Raw genomic sequence first — 22,550 nt, forward strand, 5'->3', positions numbered from 1 at the left:
ATAAGTAGTACGATTGCCACAAAAATGGTAAAAAGCAGGGCAAAGCGCAATCGTAAACTCATAAATGCTTGGGCATTATTTTATATAATAACCAAATCCGGGTTTGGTATGTATTAGTTTATCGTTAAAGGGCTTATCAATTTTGTTACGTAAAAAGCTAATATACACTTCAATGGTATTAGTGCCGGTATCAAAGCTTAAATCCCATACCTTTTCTAAAATTTGCTGCTTGGAAATAACTTTTCCTCTGTTTCTAGCTAATAAAGCCAGTAAAGAAAATTCTTTTGCAGTTAACGGTATTTCAACCCCTGCCCGTGTAACCATTTTAGTAGAAAAATCAATGGTTAAATCACCAATTTCTATATTCTCAAAAACCTCTTCTATAGTTTCGGCATGTTTTAAGGCTACCTTAATACGTGCATTTAATTCATCAAAATGAAAAGGTTTAACAATATAATCGTCTGCACCTAAATTAAAAGCATCCATTTTATCCTGTATTTCGCCCAAAGCGGTTAGCATAATAATGGGAACTTTTTTATTGGTTTCTCTAAATTGCTTGCACAATGCAAAGCCATTTTTATAAGGTAGGTTAATATCTAATAGAATTAAAGCATAATTATGCTCTGCAAAAAGTTTTTCGGCAACTAACCCATCATAGGCTAAATCTACCCTATAATCAAGCCTTGTTAATTCTTCTTGTATTACCTGCCCTAATTTGGGTTCATCTTCGGCTAATAATATTCTGTAGTTTTTTTCCATTATTTTTCAAGTATTAACACAGCAAAGTAATGAAAAAACTTTTCCACAACATCATATTTCCAATTTAAGCTAAATTTTTTCTTTATAAAAAGTAAAATTTCAGGGCTTCAATTCATATTATTTGCTTTTTACTTTTATCTAAAGTGGTTAAAATAAGTTGCTATAATGAAAGAATGATAACATCAATCGGTTTTTCTTATGTTTCCTGAACCGGCAACATTTTGGGTAACAGTGGCATTGCCAGAATAATTAACAGAACCACTGCCGGCAATATGCACATCTAACTTATTTTCTGCAAAAACATTGACTGATCCACTACCTGCTATTTTTACATTTACATTTTCGGCTTTTAAATCGGCACATTTTATAGTTCCGCTACCGGCAATGGAAATGGTTTCATCTTTTGTTTCACCATCCAAGCTAATTGTACCCATGCCGGCAATTTTTGAAGTAACGGAGGGGGTATTTACTGATAACTTTATTTTACCACTTCCGGCAATTTCAGTATGCAACTCTTTGGCACCCGAAAATTTTCCGTTTCCGGTTATACTTCCCGACCCTATAATATAAACTCCTTCTAAATTTTCAAGTTTTACTCTTATTCGAATGGGTTCAGTAGCATTTAAACGATAATGTTCTTTTGCTTTTATTTCCAATGTACCATTACCGGTAACATTGGTTAAAATGTAGGGTATAATATTGTCATCAGCTTCTATACTCAAGCTTTCCGGCAAATCCTGTTCAATCACAACATTGAAATCGCCCATAGCTTTTATAACATTGACACCATTTATGGTACGTTGCTGGGTAGCAATGTGTCCATTTCCGTTTATTCTTTCATCAAACAAATAGTTACAGGCGCTTGACAAAAAAATGAGCGAGGCTAAAATAACGTATAGTTGAATTTTAGGTTTCATGCAGTAGTTTTTAGGTTTGTGAATATAAAGCAATCATTGTAAAAAAATGTAAAAAAACAATAATGGCTTTTGGTATTCAAAATAAGTGTAAATACTTTGTTTAAGGCTTACAAATAATAACAATGGTTTTTACGCCTGAAGACCGGACAAATAATTACATAAACATTACAAGTTTGCGGTAATTTCCTATAGATGAAGTACTGTACAAAGCCCATTTTGGGTTACCTTCGCCGCATGACAGAAAAAATCATTATTCTAGATTTTGGTAGCCAATATACTCAATTAATTGCTCGTGCCGTTAGAGAAGCCAATGTGTATTGCGAAATCATTCCATACTATCAAAAGTTTGATATAAATGAAGGTTTAAAGGGTGTTATTTTAAGCGGTTCTCCCTTTAGTGTGAATGAAGAAAAAGCGCCTGTAGTTGGCATAAGCGATTTTAATAAAGCAGTACCCATTTTGGGCATTTGCTATGGGGCACAACTAACAGCCAAAACATATGGCGGTGTTGTAAATAAAAGCAACAAACGTGAATATGGTAGAGCTACATTAATATTAAACAAAAAACAAGATGCGTTATTTGTTGGGGTTCCCCAACAATCGCAGGTTTGGATGAGTCATAGTGATTCAATTCAACAATTGCCGACTCATTTTGAAGTATTGGCTACTACGGAAAGCATTCCGGTAGCAGCTTTTAAACAAAGTGATGATATTGCAAATCCACTATACGGTTTACAATTCCACCCTGAAGTATTTCATTCAACTGAAGGAAAAAAAATTATACGCAACTTTTTAGTAAACATTTGTGGATGCAGCCAAAACTGGACTCCCGCCAATTTTGTGCAGGAAAGTATTGCACAATTAAAAAAACAAATTGGTGACCGCAAAGTTATTATGGCTTTAAGTGGCGGTGTAGATAGTACTGTTGCTGCAACCTTAATTAGCAAAGCCATTGGCGACCATTTATACTGTTTATTTGTTGACAATGGCGTGTTGCGAAAAAATGAATATGAACAAGTATTGCATACTTACAAACAATTGCATTTAAATGTAATTGGAATTGATGCCAAAGAACATTTTTATACAAAACTGGCCGGCAAAACCGATCCGGAAGAAAAAAGAAAAATTATCGGTAATACCTTTATTGAAATTTTTGACAGAGAGGCCAAACGAATGAATGACATTGGTATGTTAGGCCAGGGAACTATTTATCCTGATGTAATTGAAAGTGTTAGTGTACATGGCCCATCACAAACCATAAAATCGCATCATAATGTAGGCGGATTGCCCGATTACATGCAATTAGAATTGGTTGAGCCTTTGCGATTTTTGTTTAAAGACGAAGTTAGAAAAGTGGGTATTGAACTAGGTATTCCTGCAGAACTGATTAATAGACATCCTTTTCCCGGACCAGGATTGGCTATTCGTATTTTAGGTGAAGTAACCGAAGAAAAAGTGCATTTATTACAACAAGCTGATGCAATTTTTATTGATGCATTACACAATGCCAACTTATATTCGAAAGTTTGGCAAGCCGGCGCTATTTTATTGCCTGTTAAAAGTGTAGGTGTAATGGGCGATGAACGTACTTACGAATATACTTTAGCTTTACGCGCCGTAACCAGCGTTGATGGAATGACAGCAGATTGGGCTCATTTGCCCTATGATTTTTTGGCTAATGTTTCCAATGCCATCATTAATCAAGTGAAAGGAATTAACCGTGTGGTTTACGACATTAGTAGCAAACCTCCTGCTACCATTGAATGGGAATGATTTTTGCTAATGAATAAGCCACCAATTCAGTTTAAAAAATTTTAGAATGAAATTTATTTTTCGTGCTGTTTGCTTGGTCATGGTGCTTTTATTGAGCAATATTTTATCGGCTCAAAATAATCCAATAAAGGTAGCTATATTCTCGCCCATATATTTGGACTCTGCTTTCAATGGCGACACCTATAAATTGGGCGATGCCAATTTGCCTAAACAAATGTTGGCGGGCTTAGAATTTTATAATGGTGTTATCGCGGCTATTGATTCATTAGAAAAAGAGGGCATGAATGCTGAAGTAATGATATATGATACCAAAAGCAGTAGTAATTCACTTCCTAGCATTTTACAGCACTTGGAAGAAAATACGGTTGATTTAATGATTACATCCTGTAACGACAGGAATGAATTAATGCAAATGGCACAATTTGCTTTACAAAAGCACATTCCGTTAATTTCTGCAACTTATCCCAACAATGCCGGTATTTACAACAACCCCTACTTCATTATTTTAAATTCAACGCTGCAAACCCATTGCAGCAGTATTTACAAATATTTACAACGCAATAATGCATTTGATAAAATTGTGTTGTTTACCCGAAAAGGTAAACCTGCTGAAATTATACAAGGCATATTCTCGCAAATGTCAAATAACACGTATAGTGTTCCATTAAAATATTTAACCGTTCAACTACCCGATACATTTACGGTTAATCAGGTAAAGCCTTATTTAGACAGTACGAAAAAAAATATTATTATTTGTGGTTCGTTGAATGATATGTTTGCACTGCAGTTAATTAAGGCTGCAGGTGATGCAAAAAATTATGACATAGAAGTTATGGGGATGCCCACTTGGGATGCTATGCAAGGGTTAGATCAACCCGCCTATGCTTCTACCACCATTGTTTATACCACACCATTTTATTATAATAGAACATCACAACTGTACAATAACATTGCCCAACAATATAGAACACAATTAAATGTCAACCCAACTGATATGATGTTGAAGGGATATGAAACCACTTTTCATTTTCTACAACTTTGGCAACAATTTGGCCCTGAAGCCATACATCACTTATCTGAAAACAAATTTGTTCTATTCAACAAATACAACATCCAACCAGTAAGAGATAATAAAGATTTATCAGCCATTCATTACTTAGAAAATCAACAACTCTATTTTGTGAAAAAACAAGGTGGGGTAATAAAAAGTGTCAACTAATAAATTTAATATTTATTTTTTCAATTGAGCTTAACAGCTTAATTTATCTACTGTTCATTAGAATGAAGCTTTAAGTTTGAATGAATGATATATTAGCGGCGTATTATTGCATAATGTAAGCACCTATTTTATTTATAAAAAAATGAATAACTTTAAATAAAAAAATGGATAACAGCAATACCACCATTTTCGAATTTTTAGAAGAAGCGAAGGAAAGTTTAACGGCTTATGTTTACGTGCAAATAAAACTATTTAAACTGCAGTTGGTTAAAAAAAATGCAATCATTGGTGGACTATTAATATGGTTACTCATATTATTTTTCTTTCTGTTTGGTTTAATGCTATTTGCCGGCTTTGCTTTTAGTTTTTGGATAGGCGCCCTATTGCAAAATTTACCCATTGGTTTTGCCATTACAGCATTAATTTTTGCAATACTTATTTTATTAATTACCCTGTTCCGAAAGCAATTGTTTATTAATCCTATCATTAAAATCATCATTCAACAACAAATGAGTGATATAGATGAATAAAAAAACAGTTATGAAAGCTGCCAAAAACATATCGAATCTTACCGAGTTAAACGAAGCTATTCATGAATTAAAATTGCAGAAGCAAGAGCTGGAATTTACTATTGCCAATCATTGGAATGATTTGCAGGAAAATTATCCTGCACTTTTAAAAAATGCGCTATTTCAAAAATTTCCGCTGTTAAAAAAAGGAAACATTTTAATTACTTTACTCGGTATTCCGGCCATTCAACAAAACGCACAAAAAATAGTTAATAAATTGGCTGAAAAAGCAGAAAACGCATTGGATAATTGGATTGATAGATTGTTAACTAGAAAAGAAAAAGATACACCCCAAAATTGAACTTAACAAAATGCTAATAAACTTGTTAAATAAGTTTGTTAAGTAAATTCAGTGGGTATGCATAGGAAACAATTGTTGGGCATATTGAGCATTATTGCGTTCATAACTTTATCGGCAACCGTAACCAATAAAATGAATAATGGTGAAAAACCTGAACCAATTCCTTACTATCAACAACAACTTGGTGATGCACAAAAAGGCTATGAGTACCTGGTTACAGGCAACTATGTAAGTAGCGGATTCCCTTATAAATTTTATAAATTAATTGCAGGAAAAGACAATACCAATCTTTTAAACAGAACCGGCAAAAACGCTACTGTTCCATTTGGTTTCAATGTAATTAAAAACGAACAAGGCATTGATATGGTTGTACCGAATTGTTTGCAATGCCATGCACAAGTTTTTAATAATCAATTGTATGTTGGTCTTGGTAATAGTTTCATTGATTTCAGCAACACAAAAAAACAAAGTAACATTTTTACGAATACCACCTTTCAATTACTAAAAACAATAGCGCCCAAACAATTTGAAGGAACCCAAACAATAGTTCAATCATTTAAAACTGTTTATCCTGATTTACAAACTGAAGTTAGAGGCGTAAACGCAGCAGACAGGTTAGCAATTTTACTTGTGGCACACCGTAATCCTGTAACGCTTCAATGGAGTGATTCTGCTTTATTAAAAATTCCAGATGAAGTAATACCCACCGATGCGCCTGCATGGTGGTTACTAAAAAAGAAAAATGCAATGTTTTACACGGGTTTTGGGCGAGGCGATTTCGGAAAATTTTTAATGCTCAGTAATTTACTTACCGTAAAAGACACTAGTGAAGCAGCAAGAGTATATCAACATTTTGCTGATGTGCTGGCTTATATCAAAACTATAGAGCCGCCAAAATATCCAAAGCCAATCAATCAATCATTAGCCATGGAAGGACAATTATTATTCACCACCAAATGCAGTAAATGTCATGGCTCATATGGTGCTGATGAATATTATCCCAACCTGCTTATTCCCGAAAAAATTATTGGTACAGATTCCTTGTTATACAAAAGCAATCAACAAAACCCTCAATTTATACAATGGTTTAATACAAGTTGGTTTGCAGGTGGTGCTCACCCGGCTAAATTAGTGCCTTACAATGGATATATTGCCCCACCTTTAGATGGTGTTTGGGTAACGGCACCCTATTTTCATAATGGTTCTGTTCCTACATTAGAAGGCGTTTTAAACAGTAAAAAGCGGCCCAAATATTGGAGCCGAGATTTTAAAAAGCCTAGTTATAATTATGAAGCTGTAGGTTGGAACTTTATAGAACATAGAGAGTCCAAGAATAATAAAATTTATAATACTACTTTACCGGGCTATGGAAATTACGGCCACAATTTTGGGGACGAACTATCTGAAGCAGATAGAAAAGCCATCATTGAATACTTAAAAACATTGTAATCAATAATTTTTAATACAACCCTTTAATGAATTGGTATTGCTCTTCTTCCGCAACATGTTGCTGTAACAAAGCTTCATCCTTTTTTAAAGCAATTACATAGGCATTCAAGCGAAAAATTTGAATTACTATAAAAAGAATTAATAATATAGCTACTAAAGTGAAGATTACAGTATTCATAGCATTTTTTTTATTGAATAGATAGAATATATTTTGCCAGGTTTTCTCTATCAGCATCTGATAATTGACTTAATGTAGGCATTTGCGGATAATCGGGCCTTTTTTTACCCGGTGCTTTTATCCATTGTTCTAATCCTGAAATATTATTTTTATAAATACTTACCATTTCGGTTATTGGGGGACCCACCAATTTGGTATCTTTTTGATGACAAATACTACAATTGGTTTTAAACAATGCAGCCCCTTTTTCTACCGGACTTGATGCATTATCTGACGATTGTGATGCTTCATCATTTTTAACATTTAAACGAGCATTGGCTGATAATTTTTCAAATTCAGCAGTTTTAATAGCCATTAATTCCCTATGTGGATTTAAAGCATTAGCTCTGTAAACATGTCTGCCACTTCCCATAAATAAAACGGTAATAGTCATTAATACAACAATACCGCCGAAGCGTTTATTAATGGCTTCTTTAGGACCGCTCAAGGCTTTCCATATCCACCACATAGCTATTAATGCCAATGAGGCACCTAATAAAATAATACTTAACAATCCCCATCCAAAACCCTTCGAAGGCAAAGAAATGAGCACAATAGGCCCAATTAAAAACTGTGCAACACTTGCTCCCAGCGTTAATGAATAAGCAATTTTTTTAACATCATATCTCGTATAGTTATCCGGAAAAATGGTTTCAAACGGATAATTTTTTCTACCAACGTACCAAAATAAAAACAAACCTGTAACGGCTAACGATGCAAATAAAAAATGAAAATAACGCGGAAAAACATTTGGCAAAAACAAGGCACTCATAAACCCATGAATGCTTGACCATTTTTCAGGAAATAACATTAAGTTAATGTTCACTAAAAAAATGAGAGGGATAAACAAAAACAACAACACCGATAATGCAATAATTCCAATGTGTAAAATTTTAAATCGCTCCATAGTGTGCCAAGTGTACTTATGTAAATAAGTAAGCAAAAATGCAATGGCTACTAATGGAATAATTAAAATCCACATGATGCCTGTAAGTGCATTAGCCGAATAGAAATATATAGTGTACAATGCATTAATACTTAGCAAAGGCGCAACACCTAATACTACTGCCAAACTTTTATTTACCGTAATTGTTCGGGCTACTTCGTATGCTAATGTGTCGTAAAATTTATTTTTTAACCCTTTTATTTCAGCCCATAGCGTTACAATAGATCCACCCAGCATTAGGTTTACAAAAACAATGTGTAATAAAAAAGATAAAACCAACAAAACTACCAATAGCCATTCCGGCAAAGGCAATGGAATAGGAATATCGCGAGGTACAGGAGTATTAACCTGTAAAAAATGTACGAATAAAATATTCATATAAAAGTATTTTTTACTGAAAATTATTTTTGAGCTGTTTTAATTGTATCGTTTGTATGTGTCGCTAATTTTTGTTGAATAGCTGCATCCATATTATTCAAAGGGTTAATGACAACACCGGATGTTTGAGCGCCGTCTAATGTTTCATGACTTTGCTGTAAAAACTTTATATATGCAGCCAATGCCTCTGCCTCTTTTTGATTGCCCGGAAATGGCGGCATAAATGTTCTTCCGTTATGCATATTAGGTATGTATGCGGCCATAGCACTCTCATCTAAAGGCTTATTAAAACTGCCATACATTCTTTCAAACACATAGGTAATTGAGTTAATGCCTTGTGTGGTATGACATCGACTGCAAGAGAGCATAAATACATTTTTACCTGCTTCAATTTTATTGCTTTCTGTAATTTCAGGAGTAGAATTATAGGTGGCATACTTTAATATTCCATCTCGCTGAAACAAAGGATAATCTTCTTTTCGTAATAAATTGGAATACATATATCCCCCAATAACATAAGGCTTTCTGATAAACTCACGCACCCGCTCAAAAATGCCTAAAAAACTAAACGCCATAATGGTTGGAATTACAACCATATACCACTTTACTTTAGAAGGCTTAATAACACCAAATAAGGCAATTAAAAAAACAGATGCTGTAGCTCCTAAAATAATGTATTTTAAAAGATTATAATACTGCTGAAACTCTATAGTTCCAACTGCAGTGCTCATATTATCTCGCATGGCAGCGGGCATGGCTTTGTAATAGTATATGGCACCTAGTATTGACAATGGGGTCCAAAATAAAACCCATTTAGCGGTTGTTAATATGGTCTTCGTACGTAAATCGCTTCCTCTTTTTGTAAAAATAAAAACCAAAAAATAGCCGAATGTTCCTGCTACAATCATGGCAGTTGGTGTTCGGAATAATAATTGCGGCAAATAAATTGGATTGGTAAATCCATTAATAAAACTATGTTGCGTATTCCAATTGCCCGGATCCATCATAAAACCTAAAATAGCAACAATAATAGCCATTGTAAACCACGAAAAAACAGATAAGTACCATCCAAACCGTATATGCTTCAATTTAGCTTGCAATGAGCGATTGGAATTTTTCCACGTTAAATAGTAAACCATTATTAAAACTACTTCAGTAACAAAAATGGTCCACTCTGTAAACCATGCCCAATAAAATACTCTAATTAAACTTCCAATAGAAGCAGGGCTAACTAATGCTGCAGAAAACCAAATACCTACACCGGTCATAGCGCCCACAGTAGTTGTAATGATAAAAGCAACTTTCATCATTTTTTCTGCAACAGCATCCCATTGCAAATTGGTAATTTCATCAGGTTTACTATTCTTTACCCCTTTTTGCTCAAGCCAAGTTATGTAAGGCACAAAACCAACTGCAATACCATGATTAATGAGTACATGTATAATAGCAATCATTGCTATTAAAAATCTATCATTCAACCAATCTAAATGAAACATAGGGAAATCCATAAAACAATATTTGTAACTGCAAAGCTACTTTAGCCTAACGGGCCGCCTATTTACCCTTTTACGGAAACTATGTACTTATTTATGGAAACTATTAGTATGGAAATTTTATAGAAAAAAACAAATTAATATATACAATTTTTTGCATTTGAAATTTGCTTTCTAAACAATTCGGGTGTTATAGAGGTATATTTTTTAAAGAATCGGGAAAAATAAGAATGATTCTCAAAGTTTAACGCCCATGCAATTTCGTTGATGGTTAATGAAGAATTAACCAAAAGTCGTTTAGCTTCAAGAATAATTCGATTGCGAATATGTGTACCTGCAGAGTGGCCAAAATGACTAATACTCAGCTCATTTAAATAATTCGGAGTTATATAAAGCATTGCAGCATAATCTTTTGGCAATCGTAAAGTTGTATAATGTTCCTCAATTAATCTATCAAACTTTTGTAAAATAATGGCTCCCTGTCTTAATTCATAAGGCTTAATAACGTTATTTAAAGGGCGGCTCATCCATTCTAATAACTGCAATAAATATAAGCGTAGCATATATTGCGCACTTTCATCATTACGGGCATATTCATGCTTAATTTGTTGAAATAAAATCTGAACATTGTTTGATATACTTTCAACATTTACAACAGAGCCATTGCCATTCGCAATAAAAAAAGGATAATTTTTTAAATGATTCCAATTGGCCAGAAATAATGAAATATAAGATTCAGTAAAATTAATTAATATGCCTTTGGGCTTATAGTCAAATTGCCACTCATGAACTTGTCCCGGATTGAGAAAATAGATTGTATTTTCTTTTATTTCAAATTTCGTAAAATCAATAATATGATATCCGGAACCCGATTCAATAAACATTAACTGATAAAAATTATGACGATGAGGGAACTGCATATTATTGTGAGATGCCAAAAAATCAGCTAACTCTAACACTAAAATTTCGTGTTCAGTAGCACTTGCATCTATCATATTACAAATATCTAATACCGGAATTTTTTCTTTGCCAAAATTCATGCAGTCAAAATTAATTTTTATGAAAAAAATGTATGGTGACTTTTAACACATTGCTAATTTTACTTGTTATAAGGAAACCTTTACTTCTATTAATACCATGCACCAACAGCATTCCCAAGGCTTTAAAATTATAGAACAATACCTGGCTGGTATGCAGCAAACAGCTTTTCCTTTTCAAATAGCAGCATGGCATGCTATTCAAAGCGGAGAAAGTGGTTTGGTTAATGCACCTACCGGTATGGGAAAAACATTTGCAGTGTTTTTAGGCAGTATTATTCAATTTATTAATGAACACCCCCACAATTATTCTCAACAACATAATAATGGATTACAATTACTTTGGATTACGCCCTTAAAAGCTTTAGTTAAAGATTTAGCCCGTGCTATGGAAACCACTTTAACAGACTTAAATATTCCATGGCAAGTGGGCATACGTACCGGCGATACATCAATTCAAGAAAGACAACAACAAAAAAAACAATTACCCGAAATTTTGTTAATCACCCCCGAAAGTTTACACTTGTTGTTTACGCATAACAACCATGCTAATTATTTTAAAACATTAAAAATAATTGCAGTGGATGAATGGCACGAATTGCTGGGAAGTAAAAGAGGTGTTCAAGTTGAATTGGCCTTAGCACATTTAGTTCAATTGTACCATATACAAAAAATTAAAAACAAACACAAGCTTTGCATTTGGGGTATTAGTGCTACCATTGGTAATTTAGAAGAAGCAAAAAATGTTTTATTATTCCCATTAAAAACAAAAGGTGTAATTATACAAGCGCCACCCACTAAAAAAATAAATGTTCATACCATTATACCCGATGAAATAGAAACCTATCCTTGGGCAGGCCATTTGGGTCTTAAATTGGCACACAAAATTATTCCAATTATTGAGCAAAGTAATTCAACCTTAATTTTTATTAACACCAGGGGAATGACAGAAACCTGGTACCAAACTATTTTAAGGGCCGCACCACAATTAGCAGGTGCCATCGCCATTCATCATGGAAGTATAGAAAAAGAATTGCGCTTATGGGTGGAAGAAGCACTGCATCAACAAAAATTAAAGGCTGTTGTTTGTACTGCCAGTCTTGATTTGGGAGTTGATTTTAAACCGGTTGATACGGTTATACAAATTGGTTCACCTAAAGGAATTGCGCGATTTATTCAACGAGCCGGAAGAAGCGGTCATCAACCCAATGCCACTTCCCATATATATTTTTTACCTACACATTCGTTGGAATTAGCAGAAGTAGCAGCATTAAAACATTGTTTACAAAATAATATCATTGAATCGAAGCCAACCCTTTTATTGTGTTATGATGTGTTAGTGCAATACCTATGCACATTGGCCATAGGTGTTGGTTTTAATGCTAAAGAACTTTTTGAGGAAGTTCAACAAACATATTGTTACCAACAGCTTAGTATTGACGAATGGAATGAAATTTTATTGTATTTAACAAGTGGCGGTGCCGCTTTTCATGAATATGAAGATTTTAAAAAACTGGAGTTAGATCCGAATGGAAAATATGTAATAAGAAATAAAAGATTGGCTATGCAACATCGCATGCATATTGGCACCATTGTAAGTGATGCAATGTTAAAAGTAAAATGGATGCATGGTAGTTATTTAGGCGTAATTGAAGAATGGTTTATTAATAAATTAAATATTGGCGACAGTTTTGTTTTGGGTGGAAGGAATGTAATGCTAACCATGATAAAAGATATGACGGTTTGGGTAAAGGCATCTCAAGCAACTAATACCACAATTCCCAGTTGGATGGGTGGAAGAATGTCATTAACAGCCAATTTAGGGTCAGAATTAAGAAATATTTTTTCAAATGCATTGCATAATCAATTACCCGAAATGAAAGCTTTGGCATCTTTGTTTCAATTGCAACAACAACTTTCCATTATTCCCAATAACAATGAATTACTCATTGAAATAATTCAAGAAAAAAAACATTGGCATATTGTTGTATATCCTTTTGAAGGCAGATTGGTGCATGAAGCCATGAGCGCATTAATGGCATACCGACTTTCTAAATTACAACCCATTTCATTTTCCATTGCCATGAATGATTATGGATTTGAACTTTTATGTGATGAACGGATTGATTTAACTCCGCAAGTAGTTGTACAATTATTTAGCACCGAAAATTTAATTACCGATTTACAAAATAGTGTAAACGCTACAGAAATGGCAGCCCGTGCATTTAGGGAAATTGCAGTAATTGGTGGACTAATTTTTCAAGGATATCCCGGAAAAAATAAGCGTACCAATCATTTACAAGCTTCAGCAACTTTATTATTCAAAGTATTAAATGAATATGACAGCAAAAATGTTTTGCTACAACAAGCATTTAAAGAAGTATTTGAAAAACAGATGGAAGAAGTTCGTTTAAGAAATGCATTAAAAAGAATTCAAGAGGCTACCATTCGTATAACTCATCCCAAACAGTTTACGCCTTTCAGTTTTCCAATTGTTGCCGATGGTTTAAACAGAAACCACATTTCATCTGAACAATTGGAAGATAGAATAAAAAAAATGCAGCAACAGCTTATTCATTAAAAGCCATTGCTACATTAAAAAATAAATTTATTTATTTTCTCGTTAAGTATTTTATTTGACTGGAATATAAAATGATAAACAAAGCTATGAAACCATAACCAAGATATGCTCCCCACCCTGTAATAGAAGATTTGCCCAATAAAATAATAGAAGCAATAACGGGAAACACCTCGCCTATTATCCAAGTATAATATCCTTGCATTTTCAATTTTCGCATATCAATGGCACCTATAATACACAATATGGCACCAATAAGCGTTACTACAAGTAGGGGTAATTTATTCACTGCTGATAAACGAACCAATTCTATTGCTTCAGGTGAATAAAACTTTTTAGCAAACTCAGGCATTTTATCAAAATCAGGACTATTAGCCATTTGCTGCATGGCAGCAAAGTTTTTATCAGCAGATATATATTGATAAATACCTGAGAGAATAGCTATGCCGCTTCCAATAAATGTAAGTATGGTAAGTACTTTAAGCATGCCATATCTGGGAGCAATGGGTTGATTACTTTCTAAGTTGTATTCCATCATTGTAGTATAAATTAAATTTATCTAAAAATATCATTCTCAATTCATTCAGCAAAATTTAATGCATTAAATTTTTAAGCATTGTTTTTAAATTTGCTATTATGTTTGTCCCTTACCCATTCCCATTTAAAAACCAACATTTATGGTTAGTAGCCGAAAAATGCATTTTTTGGGAAGAGGAAGGTGCACTCATTCTTTCAGACACTCATATTGGAAAAACCGCACATTTTAAAGCAAATGGTATAGCTGTTCCGGAAGCCATTTTTAAAGATGATTTACGCAGATTATGGCAAGTTATTTCAGTATTCAATCCTAAAAAAATTTTAATTGTCGGTGATTTACTACATAAAAAAAACAATCAAGAAGTAGCACATTTTATAAAATGGAAGAATGAAACCACAAAAGTTCCATTTCACTTAATAAAAGGCAACCACGATGTTTTATCTGAAGAATGGTATAACTATGCGGGTATTATATTGCATCAACAACAATTGCTGCTTCCACCATTTTTATTTATTCATGATCCCAATGAAATTGAAATCAATGAAGAAGAAGATATTTATACAATTTCAGGACATTTACATCCGGGTGTTCGTTTAAAAATATCAGGAAAACAACATATAAAATTGCCTTGTTTCTATTTCGGGAAACACCAAGCAATATTACCTGCCTTCAGCAATTTCACAGGTCTAGCTATGCTAAAACCCACTAAAAAAGACAAAGTTTTTGCAATAGCCAATCAAAACATAATTGAAATAAAATGATTGAAATTGCTTTTCATCACTTATATGCACATGCCCTTCCTGCCGGTCATCGCTTCCCAATGGAAAAATATGAACTAATTCCGGCACAGTTACTACATGAAGGAACCATAGCCAAAGAAAATTTAATAGAGCCCGAACCCATTGATGATGACATTGTTTTATTAACTCATGATAAAGTTTATGTTCAAAAGCTTCAATCACAAACGCTTACAATGGCCGAAGAACGTAAAATTGGTTTCCCTCAGTCTGCTGCATTAACCCTCCGGGAATGGTTAATAACCCAAGGTACCATTAACTGTTGTTTAAGTGCTTTTAAAAATGGTATTGCATTGAATGTTGCAGGTGGCACCCATCATGCTTTCAGCGACCATGGAGAAGGTTTTTGTCTGCTGAATGATTTTGCAGTTGCAGCCAATTATTTATTGGTGAAAAAGTTAGTCAATCAAATATTAATTATAGATGTTGATGTACACCAGGGAAATGGCACAGCGGCTATTTTTGAACACAACCCTAATGTATTTACGTTTAGTATGCATGGTGCACATAATTATCCTTTTCATAAAACCATTTCAAATATTGATTTACCATTATCGGATGGTACTGATGACCACACCTACTTAACACAACTACAAGAAGCCATTCAGTATTTATTGCCTTTAGTAAAGCCTGATATTGTTTTTTATTTATCAGGAGTAGATATTTTACAAACCGATAAATATGGCAAACTAAATATTTCGATGAATGGTTGCAAAAAGCGAGATGAAATAGTTTTTAAAGCATGCAAACAACAAGGAATACCCGTTGTTGTAGCAATGGGTGGTGGTTATTCGCCTGATATTCGAACAATTATTGAAGCACACTGCAATACTTTTAGAACCGCTTTACAATTGTACTGATTTATTCCTGCGAAGTTGGTTATAATCAATAAAATAAATAAACTTGGCTGAAAGTTGATTGCTTAATGGGGAAGCAAATGCCTCAAACAAATTATCCATATATTTTTTGTATTGTTCCCCATTAATAGCAACATCGGGGCCTATAGCGTTCTTCCAGGCAATAATTAACCTACTTCCTAATCTAAAATCCCATGTATAAAAAGCATCAACATTTAGAGCATTAAAATTATTATCATAACCAGTAACAACCGGAATTTCAAGGTTTTGAAAATAGCCTTCACTATCCACATGAAACATTTTTACATAGTGCACTCTGCTCCAGTAATGCCTAACCCGTAAAGTAACATTCATTCTAGCTTGAAAATTATATATAGCATTGAATACATTATCCATACGAATTACTCTGCGTTGACCAATGACAGGCGCATTGGTACCCGATTCAAAAAATACCCAACCAAATTCGCCGGCATCAAATTCCTTCTTACTATTTAAACTAACAGAAAATTGATTATTGAACCTAAATCTTATTCCTCCCGTAACCACAGAGTAAGGAATATGTTCACTGTAGTCATATGCAGTTGCATAACCTATTCCATAGTTAAAAAACAATTTTTTCCTACTATCTGAGCTACCAAATACACCTGAAAAAACATAAGGTACTCTTTTAAGTTTTTCACCCGGAGTTCTTAATTCAAAATAGTCATTACTCCATATAGGACTACCTTCAACAACTAATTTAGCATCATAAAAATTTTTAAATACTTTCAAAAATGAAGCACTATAATTCAAGCTACTAAAAGCATAGGGCTTATATAAATTTTGATATTTTAAACTAAAACTGTATATTTTAAAATTATAATTTTTACTGGGCTTATACTGGTTATAAGATACATTTGCATTATAACTTACTTCATTAGGGGCTTTCAAATACCCTAAATCATTAGGATCATATTGATCGCTTTCAATATTGTTAGAGAAATTCCATTGCCACAAACCACTCACTTTGCCAAAACTATTCATTAGTTTAAAGCCATTATGTGCATAGGCACCTCCTACTGTGCTATAAGCAGCTTTACTTTGTAATGAATATTGGTTGGCTTTATCAAACAAACGCAAGTCAACGGCACTTACATTGGCAAATTGATCACCACCACGTCTAATTACATTTGAGTTCGTGAATGAAATGCTACTTCTATTAGCCAATGCTTGATCCAGCACAATGATATTGTAGTTGGAAAGAGGTTCTGTTTCAATATGATGCACATTACCCTTATTATCGCGCACATCGGCAAACATTGGCGCAGTTACTGCATTAAAAACACCAATTCCTAAATTATGCTTGGTACGACCTGAAAATTTTGTGGCATTATATAATTGCGTTAACGACGGGTTTTGTAAAATGGTATAACCACTATCAACTGCTAATTGATTAATACTATCATATAAAGTTGGTGTTTTTCCTACACGCCTTGAATAAAAGATTCCGGCTTTATTAAACAATTCGGTTCCTTCAGTAAAAAAGGGTCTATTTTCAGCAAATTGAACTTCATAGGGAGATAAGTTAAGAATCACATTATCACTTAAAGTTTGTCCAAAATCCGGCACTAATGTCATATCTAATGTAAAGCTTTCATTAATGCCATATTTCACATCCATACCACCATTATGTAAAACATTTTTAATGGTTCCAGTTGCTGAAGGTACCGTACTATAGCCAGCTGAAACATAGGGTAAGAATGAAAGTCGCAAAGGAGGTTGTAATTTTTCTAACCCACTTAAAACACCAAATTGATTCACTAAACCTGCAATATTTGGGTTAACAGGATTCCAATAGCTTACTTCATTCAAACGACGAGTTGATCGATAAAAATTAACGCCCCAATCTTGTATATTTTTTTGTGCAAACCGAAGGCTCATGTAAGGAATTTTCATTTCTACTATCCAGCCATCGTTTACAATATTAACATGGCTGTCCCATACCGCATCCCAATTATAGTCAACGCCATTATTCAAATTAAAATTCCCGGAAAGTTTCGCATCGCTTTGAACATTGGCAGCTGTTACCATAAACATGAAAGCATTTTGGCCATCATGATAAGTATCAAATGCAACGGCAAAAACATCAACATCTTGTCGCTGTTCACCATCGCGTAAGGTCATTTGTCTGCGAATTAAAGTAGGGTCATCATGCAAATAAGCGCTTACATATATTGCACTATTATCATATAAAACTTTAACTTCCGTACTTTGCGAAGCAGTTGCACCAAATTGAGGTTGGTTTACAATAAAATTATTAGCTACTTCTGCAACAGCCCATTCGTTTTCATTTAACATACCGTCTATTTTAACAGCATGTTGTGTACGAAATGCCTTGAAATGTTTTTGTTGGGCAAAAACCTGACAAGCCAATAAAATTAGCAAAAAAGATAATTTTATTTTATTATTCATGGGTTACAATAGCTACTTTTCCAAAACTACACGAAAACAAAATTTTGAAATAATGAAAATAGGATGAATGGCAGAAATAAGGGGATGTAATAAAAAAAGCTGCTTGATAATGAGCAGCTTTGAAAGTTGGAGCAATTAGATACGAATTGTTTAATTAAGTTTCTTTTTTAATGTGGAAACTTGCGCCTGTAAATTATTCACCATACCTGCTAATTGGTTTACATCCCAGCGCTGCACGGTATTGGCTTTTTGCAAAATGAAAACAGCTTTCCAAACTTCCAAAATATCGTCGGTAGCAACGGAATAAGGCTCATAAACCGGATTATCACTTACTAAGGTTAATTTATTTTTTGCTCTATTGTTTTTCAAGATGCGTTTGTAAACAATGCCATCTTGCTTAGAAAGTACAACATAGGTGTTGCTCGATTTAACCTCTTCAACATCCTCAACTTTTTCACCCACAATTACACTGCCACTTGGAGTAGGCAACATACTATCGCCAATAATTTCGAAAGCACGGTATTGGCCTGGTGCTAACATGGGTAACGTGAAAGTGTTTAATTCATCTAAAAATTCGGTATCGGCATAACCAGCCAAATAACCTGCTGCTGCTTTTACCGGAACAAATGATATTAATGCAGAATTTTCTGAAGCCATTTTCAACTTCCTACGTTGTTCTATATAACTGGTGCCTTTTGCGGCTGTTAAATCCTTCAGTAACAATTCATCTAAACTAAGTTTATACATTTGAGCCACATCTTCTAATACTTCTAATTTTGGCTCAGCACGTTCCTCTTCATAAGCACCAATTAAAGAACGTTTAATCCCTAATTTTTGGGCAAATTCCTCTTGCGTATAACCTCTTAATTTGCGTAAATAGCGTAAGTTTTTTCCTGCAAAACTCATAAACTAACGATTTTAGCGGCAATATACTAATTTTTTTAGTAAAAAAAATATTTTTTTACCAAGCTGCCCTGGCAGAAGGAGAAACACTTAAATCGGAAAATTGATTTGCCTGATATTTATAATAAGCTGTAATGGCTATCATTGCTGCATTATCGGTACAATATTCAAAAGGAGGAATAAAAGTTTCCCAACCTTTTTCTTTTCCTAAGGTTTCAAAAGCATACCTTAATCCTTTATTTGCACTTACACCGCCTGCAATACACAATCGTTTAACACCGGTTTGTTTTACCGCTAATTGTAATTTGCGCAACAACATTGTTATAATGGTGTATTGTATAGATGCACATAAATCATTGATGTGCAAAGCGGCAAAATTGGGTGGTTGTTTTTGTAAAAAATATAAAACGGAAGTCTTTAATCCACTGAATGAAAAATTTAATTCGGGTACTTGTGATTGGGCAAACTTAAAGGCATGTGGGTTACCTAATTGAGCATATTTGTCAACCAAGGGCCCGCCAGGGTAAGGTAATCCAAGCAATTTAGCGGTTTTATCAAATGCTTCGCCGGCAGCATCATCAATGGTTTCTCCCAGCACTTCTAAGTTTAATGGGCTATGAGCTAAAACAATTTGTGTATGTCCCCCACTTACCGTTAAACACAAAAATGGAAATTGAGGAGCAGGTTCAACAATTAAATTGGCTAAAACATGTGCTTGCATATGGTGTACTGCAATTAAAGGCTTTGCCAATGCCAACGCTAATGATTTTGCAAATTGTGTTCCAACCATTAAACTACCTAACAAACCAGGTGCTTGTGTAAATGCAATGGCATTTACGTTTATTAAGCTAATATTCGCTTTTTTAATAGCAGCATCAACTACCGGTACAATATTTTGAATGTGGGCTCTGCTGGCTAATTCAGGTACAACGCCTCCATACTCAGCATGTATTGCTTGCGTTGCAATTATATTTGAAACAATTTTTCCATCTGCACAAACAGCAGCAGACGTTTCATCACAAGAAGACTCGATAGCTAAAATAGATAACGGCACAAATTTTTTGGTCAAAGGTACATACTATTTACTTCTAATAGCCACTACGGGATCCATTTTGGCAGCAATGGATGCTGGAATAATACCTGATAAAACACCTAAAACAATACAAATACTTAATGCCAATAAAATAATATTAGGCGCAATAAATATAGGAAATGGTAAAACCTTACTTAAAGCAAGGGTTAAAATCCAAACCAAGAATAATCCTAACAAGCCCCCTATAACACATAGAAAAGCACTTTCTAACAAAAACTCGGTTAGTATAGTTCTTTTTTTTGCGCCAATTGCTTTTTTTAAACCAATTTGTGCAGTGCGCTCCCGTACTGTAACAAACATAATATTAGCAACGCCAAATGCACCCACTAACAAACTTAAACCTGCTATTGCCCATCCGCCTAAATTTAGCGAACCGAACAGCCCATTCAATGAATTGCCTAATAAGTTTACATCGTTTAAAGAAAAATCATCAGCTTGTTGAGGACTTAATTTTCGGGCTTGTCGCATTATTCCATCTAGTTCGTCCGATAAACTGCTTGTAGCAATATTTTTTTTGGCTTGAACCATTATAAAAGGACTACTTTGTTTAATTACATAAATCGAAGCAAAATAGCGATAAGACAATAATATACAATCATCATAGTTAAAGCCACCCAATAAACTGTTTCCTTGTTTTTCCAAAACCCCAACAATTATTGCTTTATGATGATTAAAGTCAAGCTGTTTACCAACTGCTTTGTCGGGATTTCCAAATAATTCCTCAGCCACTTTATGCCCTATTACGGTTGAATTGGTGCCATATGTAAAATCATAATCGTTAATATAACGACCCGCTGCTAAATTAATAGATTGAATTTTCATGAAATTCTCGGTTATACTATAAACGCTTACATTAGTTAAGCTATTATCGCCATAGGAAACCGTAGCATTCCGAGAAGCAAAAAACGCAACGGCATCAGATAACTCACTTTTTGATTCTATAAATTTCATTTCATTATAAGTGGGTGTAGGTCTTTTCACAAACTTCCACCAGGGATAATTATCGCCACCACCACTATAATCCCATTTATCTATATAAATAGTATTGCTTCCTAAGGTTTGAACCTCACCGCTAACTTTTCTTTTTAAACTATCTACCGTAGCTAATACGCCTATAATGCAAAATATTCCAATGGTTATACCAAACAATGATAAAAAAGTACGCAGTTTATTTACCCTTAATTCCTGAAGGGCCATTTTAAAACTGTTCCAAATTATGTTGAGTATTTTCAGCATATTCCAAAAATAGTGTGTTATTCCTCAAAATTTTAAAATAATGGTTCAATGCCTATAATTAAGTGATGAGCGTAAAAAATAAAGCATGAACAAATTGATAACACTTTAAAACTTCAATGAAGTATTTTTTCAAATTATGAAATAATTAAAGTGGTATTGTTATTAAAAAGCATTAAAAATAAGGTTTCACTCATAAAAATCAACAAAAAACTGTCGGTACTGTTATATGTTTCGAATACTTTCTAAAAAATAAAAAAAGTATTTGTCTATAACATTACATCGGTTTGTATTTTTGCACAGATTTATTTATCAAATTCAATTTTGCTATATGACCTGGAAGCAAGCTTTTACCTCATCAGTAGGAAAAAAATTAGTAATGGGTTTAACTGGAATTTTCCTCATTTTATTTTTAATAGTACACGCAGGGCTAAATGCCTGTATTTGGGCTAACGATGGTGGCATTATGTTTAACCGCGCTGCTAATTTTATGGGCAGTAATGTCATACCCAGAATTTTAGAAATAGGTTTGTTTCTTTTTATTTTTATTCACATTATACAAGGTTATGTTTTAGAGGCCGGAAATAGAAGTAAACGGAAAATTGGTTATGCAGTTTCCTATGGTAACAGAGGAAGTAAGTGGTACAGCAGAAGTATGGCTATTTTAGGTACTATTTTACTCTTATTTTTCATTGTACACTGGAAACAATTTTGGATACCTTCACGTTTTACCGGTATTGAAGAAACAACATTACCAAACGGTATTCAAGTACATAATTTATATGCTTTAATGCAAAGTACTTTTTCTGAATTATGGGTAGTTATTTTTTATGTTATTTGTTGCATTAGTTTAGGTTATCATTTAGCCCATGGTTTTCAAAGTGCATTTAAAACAATAGGTGTACATAACAAAAAATATCAACAGGCACTTAGCTCTTTTGGTTATGGTTTTGCAATAGTAATTCCACTCATTTTTGCTTTAATGCCTATCAGTTTTTATTTCCATTGGATTCATTAATACAACTTAAGTGCACTAAATGAA

At 33.8% G+C, this 22,550-nt stretch carries 20 protein-coding genes; 9 read left to right on the plus strand and 11 right to left on the minus strand.

Going from position 1 to position 22,550, the window contains the following annotated elements; translation table 11 throughout:
- Positions 1 to 75: 75 nt before the first annotated feature.
- Both ACP5P5_RS00425 and ACP5P5_RS00430 read right to left on the minus strand, forming a co-directional pair.
- Positions 76 to 759: a response regulator transcription factor gene (locus ACP5P5_RS00425; RefSeq protein WP_428284149.1), complete on the minus strand. Its 684-nt coding sequence runs from the start codon at positions 757 to 759 to the stop codon at positions 76 to 78.
- Positions 760 to 941: 182 nt separating this feature from the next.
- Complete coding sequence (locus ACP5P5_RS00430) at positions 942 to 1,676, minus strand: head GIN domain-containing protein (protein WP_428284150.1); 735 nt, start codon at positions 1,674 to 1,676, stop codon at positions 942 to 944.
- Positions 1,677 to 1,910: 234 nt separating this feature from the next.
- On the opposite strand from ACP5P5_RS00430, the gene guaA reads away from it, so the two are divergent.
- The 5 genes from guaA to ACP5P5_RS00455 all read left to right on the plus strand — a co-directional run bounded on the left by guaA (position 1,911) and on the right by ACP5P5_RS00455 (position 6,987).
- Positions 1,911 to 3,449, plus strand: a complete 1,539-nt coding sequence (guaA, locus tag ACP5P5_RS00435) for a glutamine-hydrolyzing GMP synthase (RefSeq protein ID WP_428284151.1) — start codon at positions 1,911 to 1,913, stop codon at positions 3,447 to 3,449.
- A 46-nt stretch (positions 3,450 to 3,495) separates the two neighbouring features.
- Positions 3,496 to 4,668, plus strand: a complete 1,173-nt coding sequence (locus ACP5P5_RS00440) for an ABC transporter substrate-binding protein (protein WP_428284152.1) — start codon at positions 3,496 to 3,498, stop codon at positions 4,666 to 4,668.
- A 164-nt stretch (positions 4,669 to 4,832) separates the two neighbouring features.
- Complete coding sequence (locus tag ACP5P5_RS00445; RefSeq protein ID WP_428284153.1) at positions 4,833 to 5,198, plus strand: hypothetical protein; 366 nt, start codon at positions 4,833 to 4,835, stop codon at positions 5,196 to 5,198.
- 10 nt (positions 5,199 to 5,208) lie between these two features.
- Positions 5,209 to 5,538, plus strand: a complete 330-nt coding sequence (locus tag ACP5P5_RS00450) for a hypothetical protein (RefSeq protein ID WP_428284154.1) — start codon at positions 5,209 to 5,211, stop codon at positions 5,536 to 5,538.
- 57 nt (positions 5,539 to 5,595) lie between these two features.
- Complete coding sequence (locus ACP5P5_RS00455; protein ID WP_428284155.1) at positions 5,596 to 6,987, plus strand: hypothetical protein; 1,392 nt, start codon at positions 5,596 to 5,598, stop codon at positions 6,985 to 6,987.
- 10 nt (positions 6,988 to 6,997) lie between these two features.
- On the opposite strand, the gene ACP5P5_RS00460 is transcribed toward ACP5P5_RS00455, so the two are convergent.
- The 4 genes from ACP5P5_RS00460 to ACP5P5_RS00475 all read right to left on the minus strand — a co-directional run bounded on the left by ACP5P5_RS00460 (position 6,998) and on the right by ACP5P5_RS00475 (position 11,061).
- Positions 6,998 to 7,165: a hypothetical protein gene (locus tag ACP5P5_RS00460; RefSeq protein WP_428284156.1), complete on the minus strand. Its 168-nt coding sequence runs from the start codon at positions 7,163 to 7,165 to the stop codon at positions 6,998 to 7,000.
- A gap of 10 nt (positions 7,166 to 7,175) precedes the next feature.
- Positions 7,176 to 8,528, minus strand: a complete 1,353-nt coding sequence (locus ACP5P5_RS00465) for a c-type cytochrome (protein WP_428284157.1) — start codon at positions 8,526 to 8,528, stop codon at positions 7,176 to 7,178.
- A gap of 23 nt (positions 8,529 to 8,551) precedes the next feature.
- On the minus strand, positions 8,552 to 10,036 hold the full coding sequence (locus ACP5P5_RS00470) for a c-type cytochrome (RefSeq protein ID WP_428284158.1): 1,485 nt from the start codon (positions 10,034 to 10,036) through the stop codon (positions 8,552 to 8,554).
- Positions 10,037 to 10,158: 122 nt separating this feature from the next.
- Entirely contained in the window at positions 10,159 to 11,061 is a 903-nt protein-coding gene (locus ACP5P5_RS00475) for a helix-turn-helix domain-containing protein (RefSeq protein ID WP_428284159.1), read from the minus strand.
- Between the two features lie 97 nt (positions 11,062 to 11,158).
- Between ACP5P5_RS00475 and ACP5P5_RS00480 the strand changes: the two genes are divergently transcribed.
- Positions 11,159 to 13,639, plus strand: coding sequence for a ligase-associated DNA damage response DEXH box helicase (locus tag ACP5P5_RS00480; RefSeq protein ID WP_428284160.1), 2,481 nt, complete (start codon positions 11,159 to 11,161; stop codon positions 13,637 to 13,639).
- A gap of 31 nt (positions 13,640 to 13,670) precedes the next feature.
- Here the strand turns inward: ACP5P5_RS00480 and ACP5P5_RS00485 are convergent, their stop codons facing one another.
- Positions 13,671 to 14,174 carry a hypothetical protein gene (locus ACP5P5_RS00485; RefSeq protein ID WP_428284161.1) on the minus strand — a complete coding sequence of 168 codons (504 nt, stop codon included), beginning with the start codon at positions 14,172 to 14,174 and terminating at the stop codon, positions 13,671 to 13,673.
- Positions 14,175 to 14,272: 98 nt separating this feature from the next.
- Here ACP5P5_RS00485 and pdeM point away from each other — a divergent pair, with 98 nt between their 5' ends.
- Positions 14,273 to 14,935 carry a ligase-associated DNA damage response endonuclease PdeM gene (gene pdeM, locus ACP5P5_RS00490; protein ID WP_428284162.1) on the plus strand — a complete coding sequence of 221 codons (663 nt, stop codon included), beginning with the start codon at positions 14,273 to 14,275 and terminating at the stop codon, positions 14,933 to 14,935.
- Complete coding sequence (locus ACP5P5_RS00495) at positions 14,932 to 15,831, plus strand: histone deacetylase family protein (protein WP_428284163.1); 900 nt, start codon at positions 14,932 to 14,934, stop codon at positions 15,829 to 15,831. Before pdeM ends, ACP5P5_RS00495 begins: the two co-directional genes overlap by 4 nt.
- Here ACP5P5_RS00495 and ACP5P5_RS00500 read toward each other — a convergent pair.
- The 4 genes from ACP5P5_RS00500 to ACP5P5_RS00515 form a co-directional block, all read right to left on the minus strand.
- Positions 15,817 to 18,279: a DUF5916 domain-containing protein gene (locus ACP5P5_RS00500; RefSeq protein ID WP_428284164.1), complete on the minus strand. Its 2,463-nt coding sequence runs from the start codon at positions 18,277 to 18,279 to the stop codon at positions 15,817 to 15,819. The two genes, ACP5P5_RS00495 and ACP5P5_RS00500, sit on opposite strands and share 15 nt — an antisense overlap.
- 150 nt (positions 18,280 to 18,429) lie before the next feature.
- On the minus strand, positions 18,430 to 19,185 hold the full coding sequence (locus tag ACP5P5_RS00505; RefSeq protein ID WP_428284165.1) for an XRE family transcriptional regulator: 756 nt from the start codon (positions 19,183 to 19,185) through the stop codon (positions 18,430 to 18,432).
- A 55-nt stretch (positions 19,186 to 19,240) separates the two neighbouring features.
- Positions 19,241 to 20,251 carry a tRNA (adenosine(37)-N6)-threonylcarbamoyltransferase complex transferase subunit TsaD gene (gene tsaD / locus ACP5P5_RS00510; protein WP_428284166.1) on the minus strand — a complete coding sequence of 337 codons (1,011 nt, stop codon included), beginning with the start codon at positions 20,249 to 20,251 and terminating at the stop codon, positions 19,241 to 19,243.
- 9 nt (positions 20,252 to 20,260) lie between these two features.
- Complete coding sequence (locus tag ACP5P5_RS00515) at positions 20,261 to 21,511, minus strand: ABC transporter permease (protein WP_428284167.1); 1,251 nt, start codon at positions 21,509 to 21,511, stop codon at positions 20,261 to 20,263.
- A 328-nt stretch (positions 21,512 to 21,839) separates the two neighbouring features.
- Here ACP5P5_RS00515 and ACP5P5_RS00520 point away from each other — a divergent pair, with 328 nt between their 5' ends.
- Positions 21,840 to 22,526 (plus strand): succinate dehydrogenase cytochrome b subunit, encoded by a 687-nt coding sequence (locus ACP5P5_RS00520; RefSeq protein ID WP_428284168.1) that lies wholly within the window; start codon positions 21,840 to 21,842, stop codon positions 22,524 to 22,526.
- Positions 22,527 to 22,550: the final 24 nt, after the last annotated feature.

It is taken from the genome of Hydrotalea sp. (genome assembly GCF_049968455.1).
Classification (GTDB): domain Bacteria; phylum Bacteroidota; class Bacteroidia; order Chitinophagales; family Chitinophagaceae; genus Hydrotalea.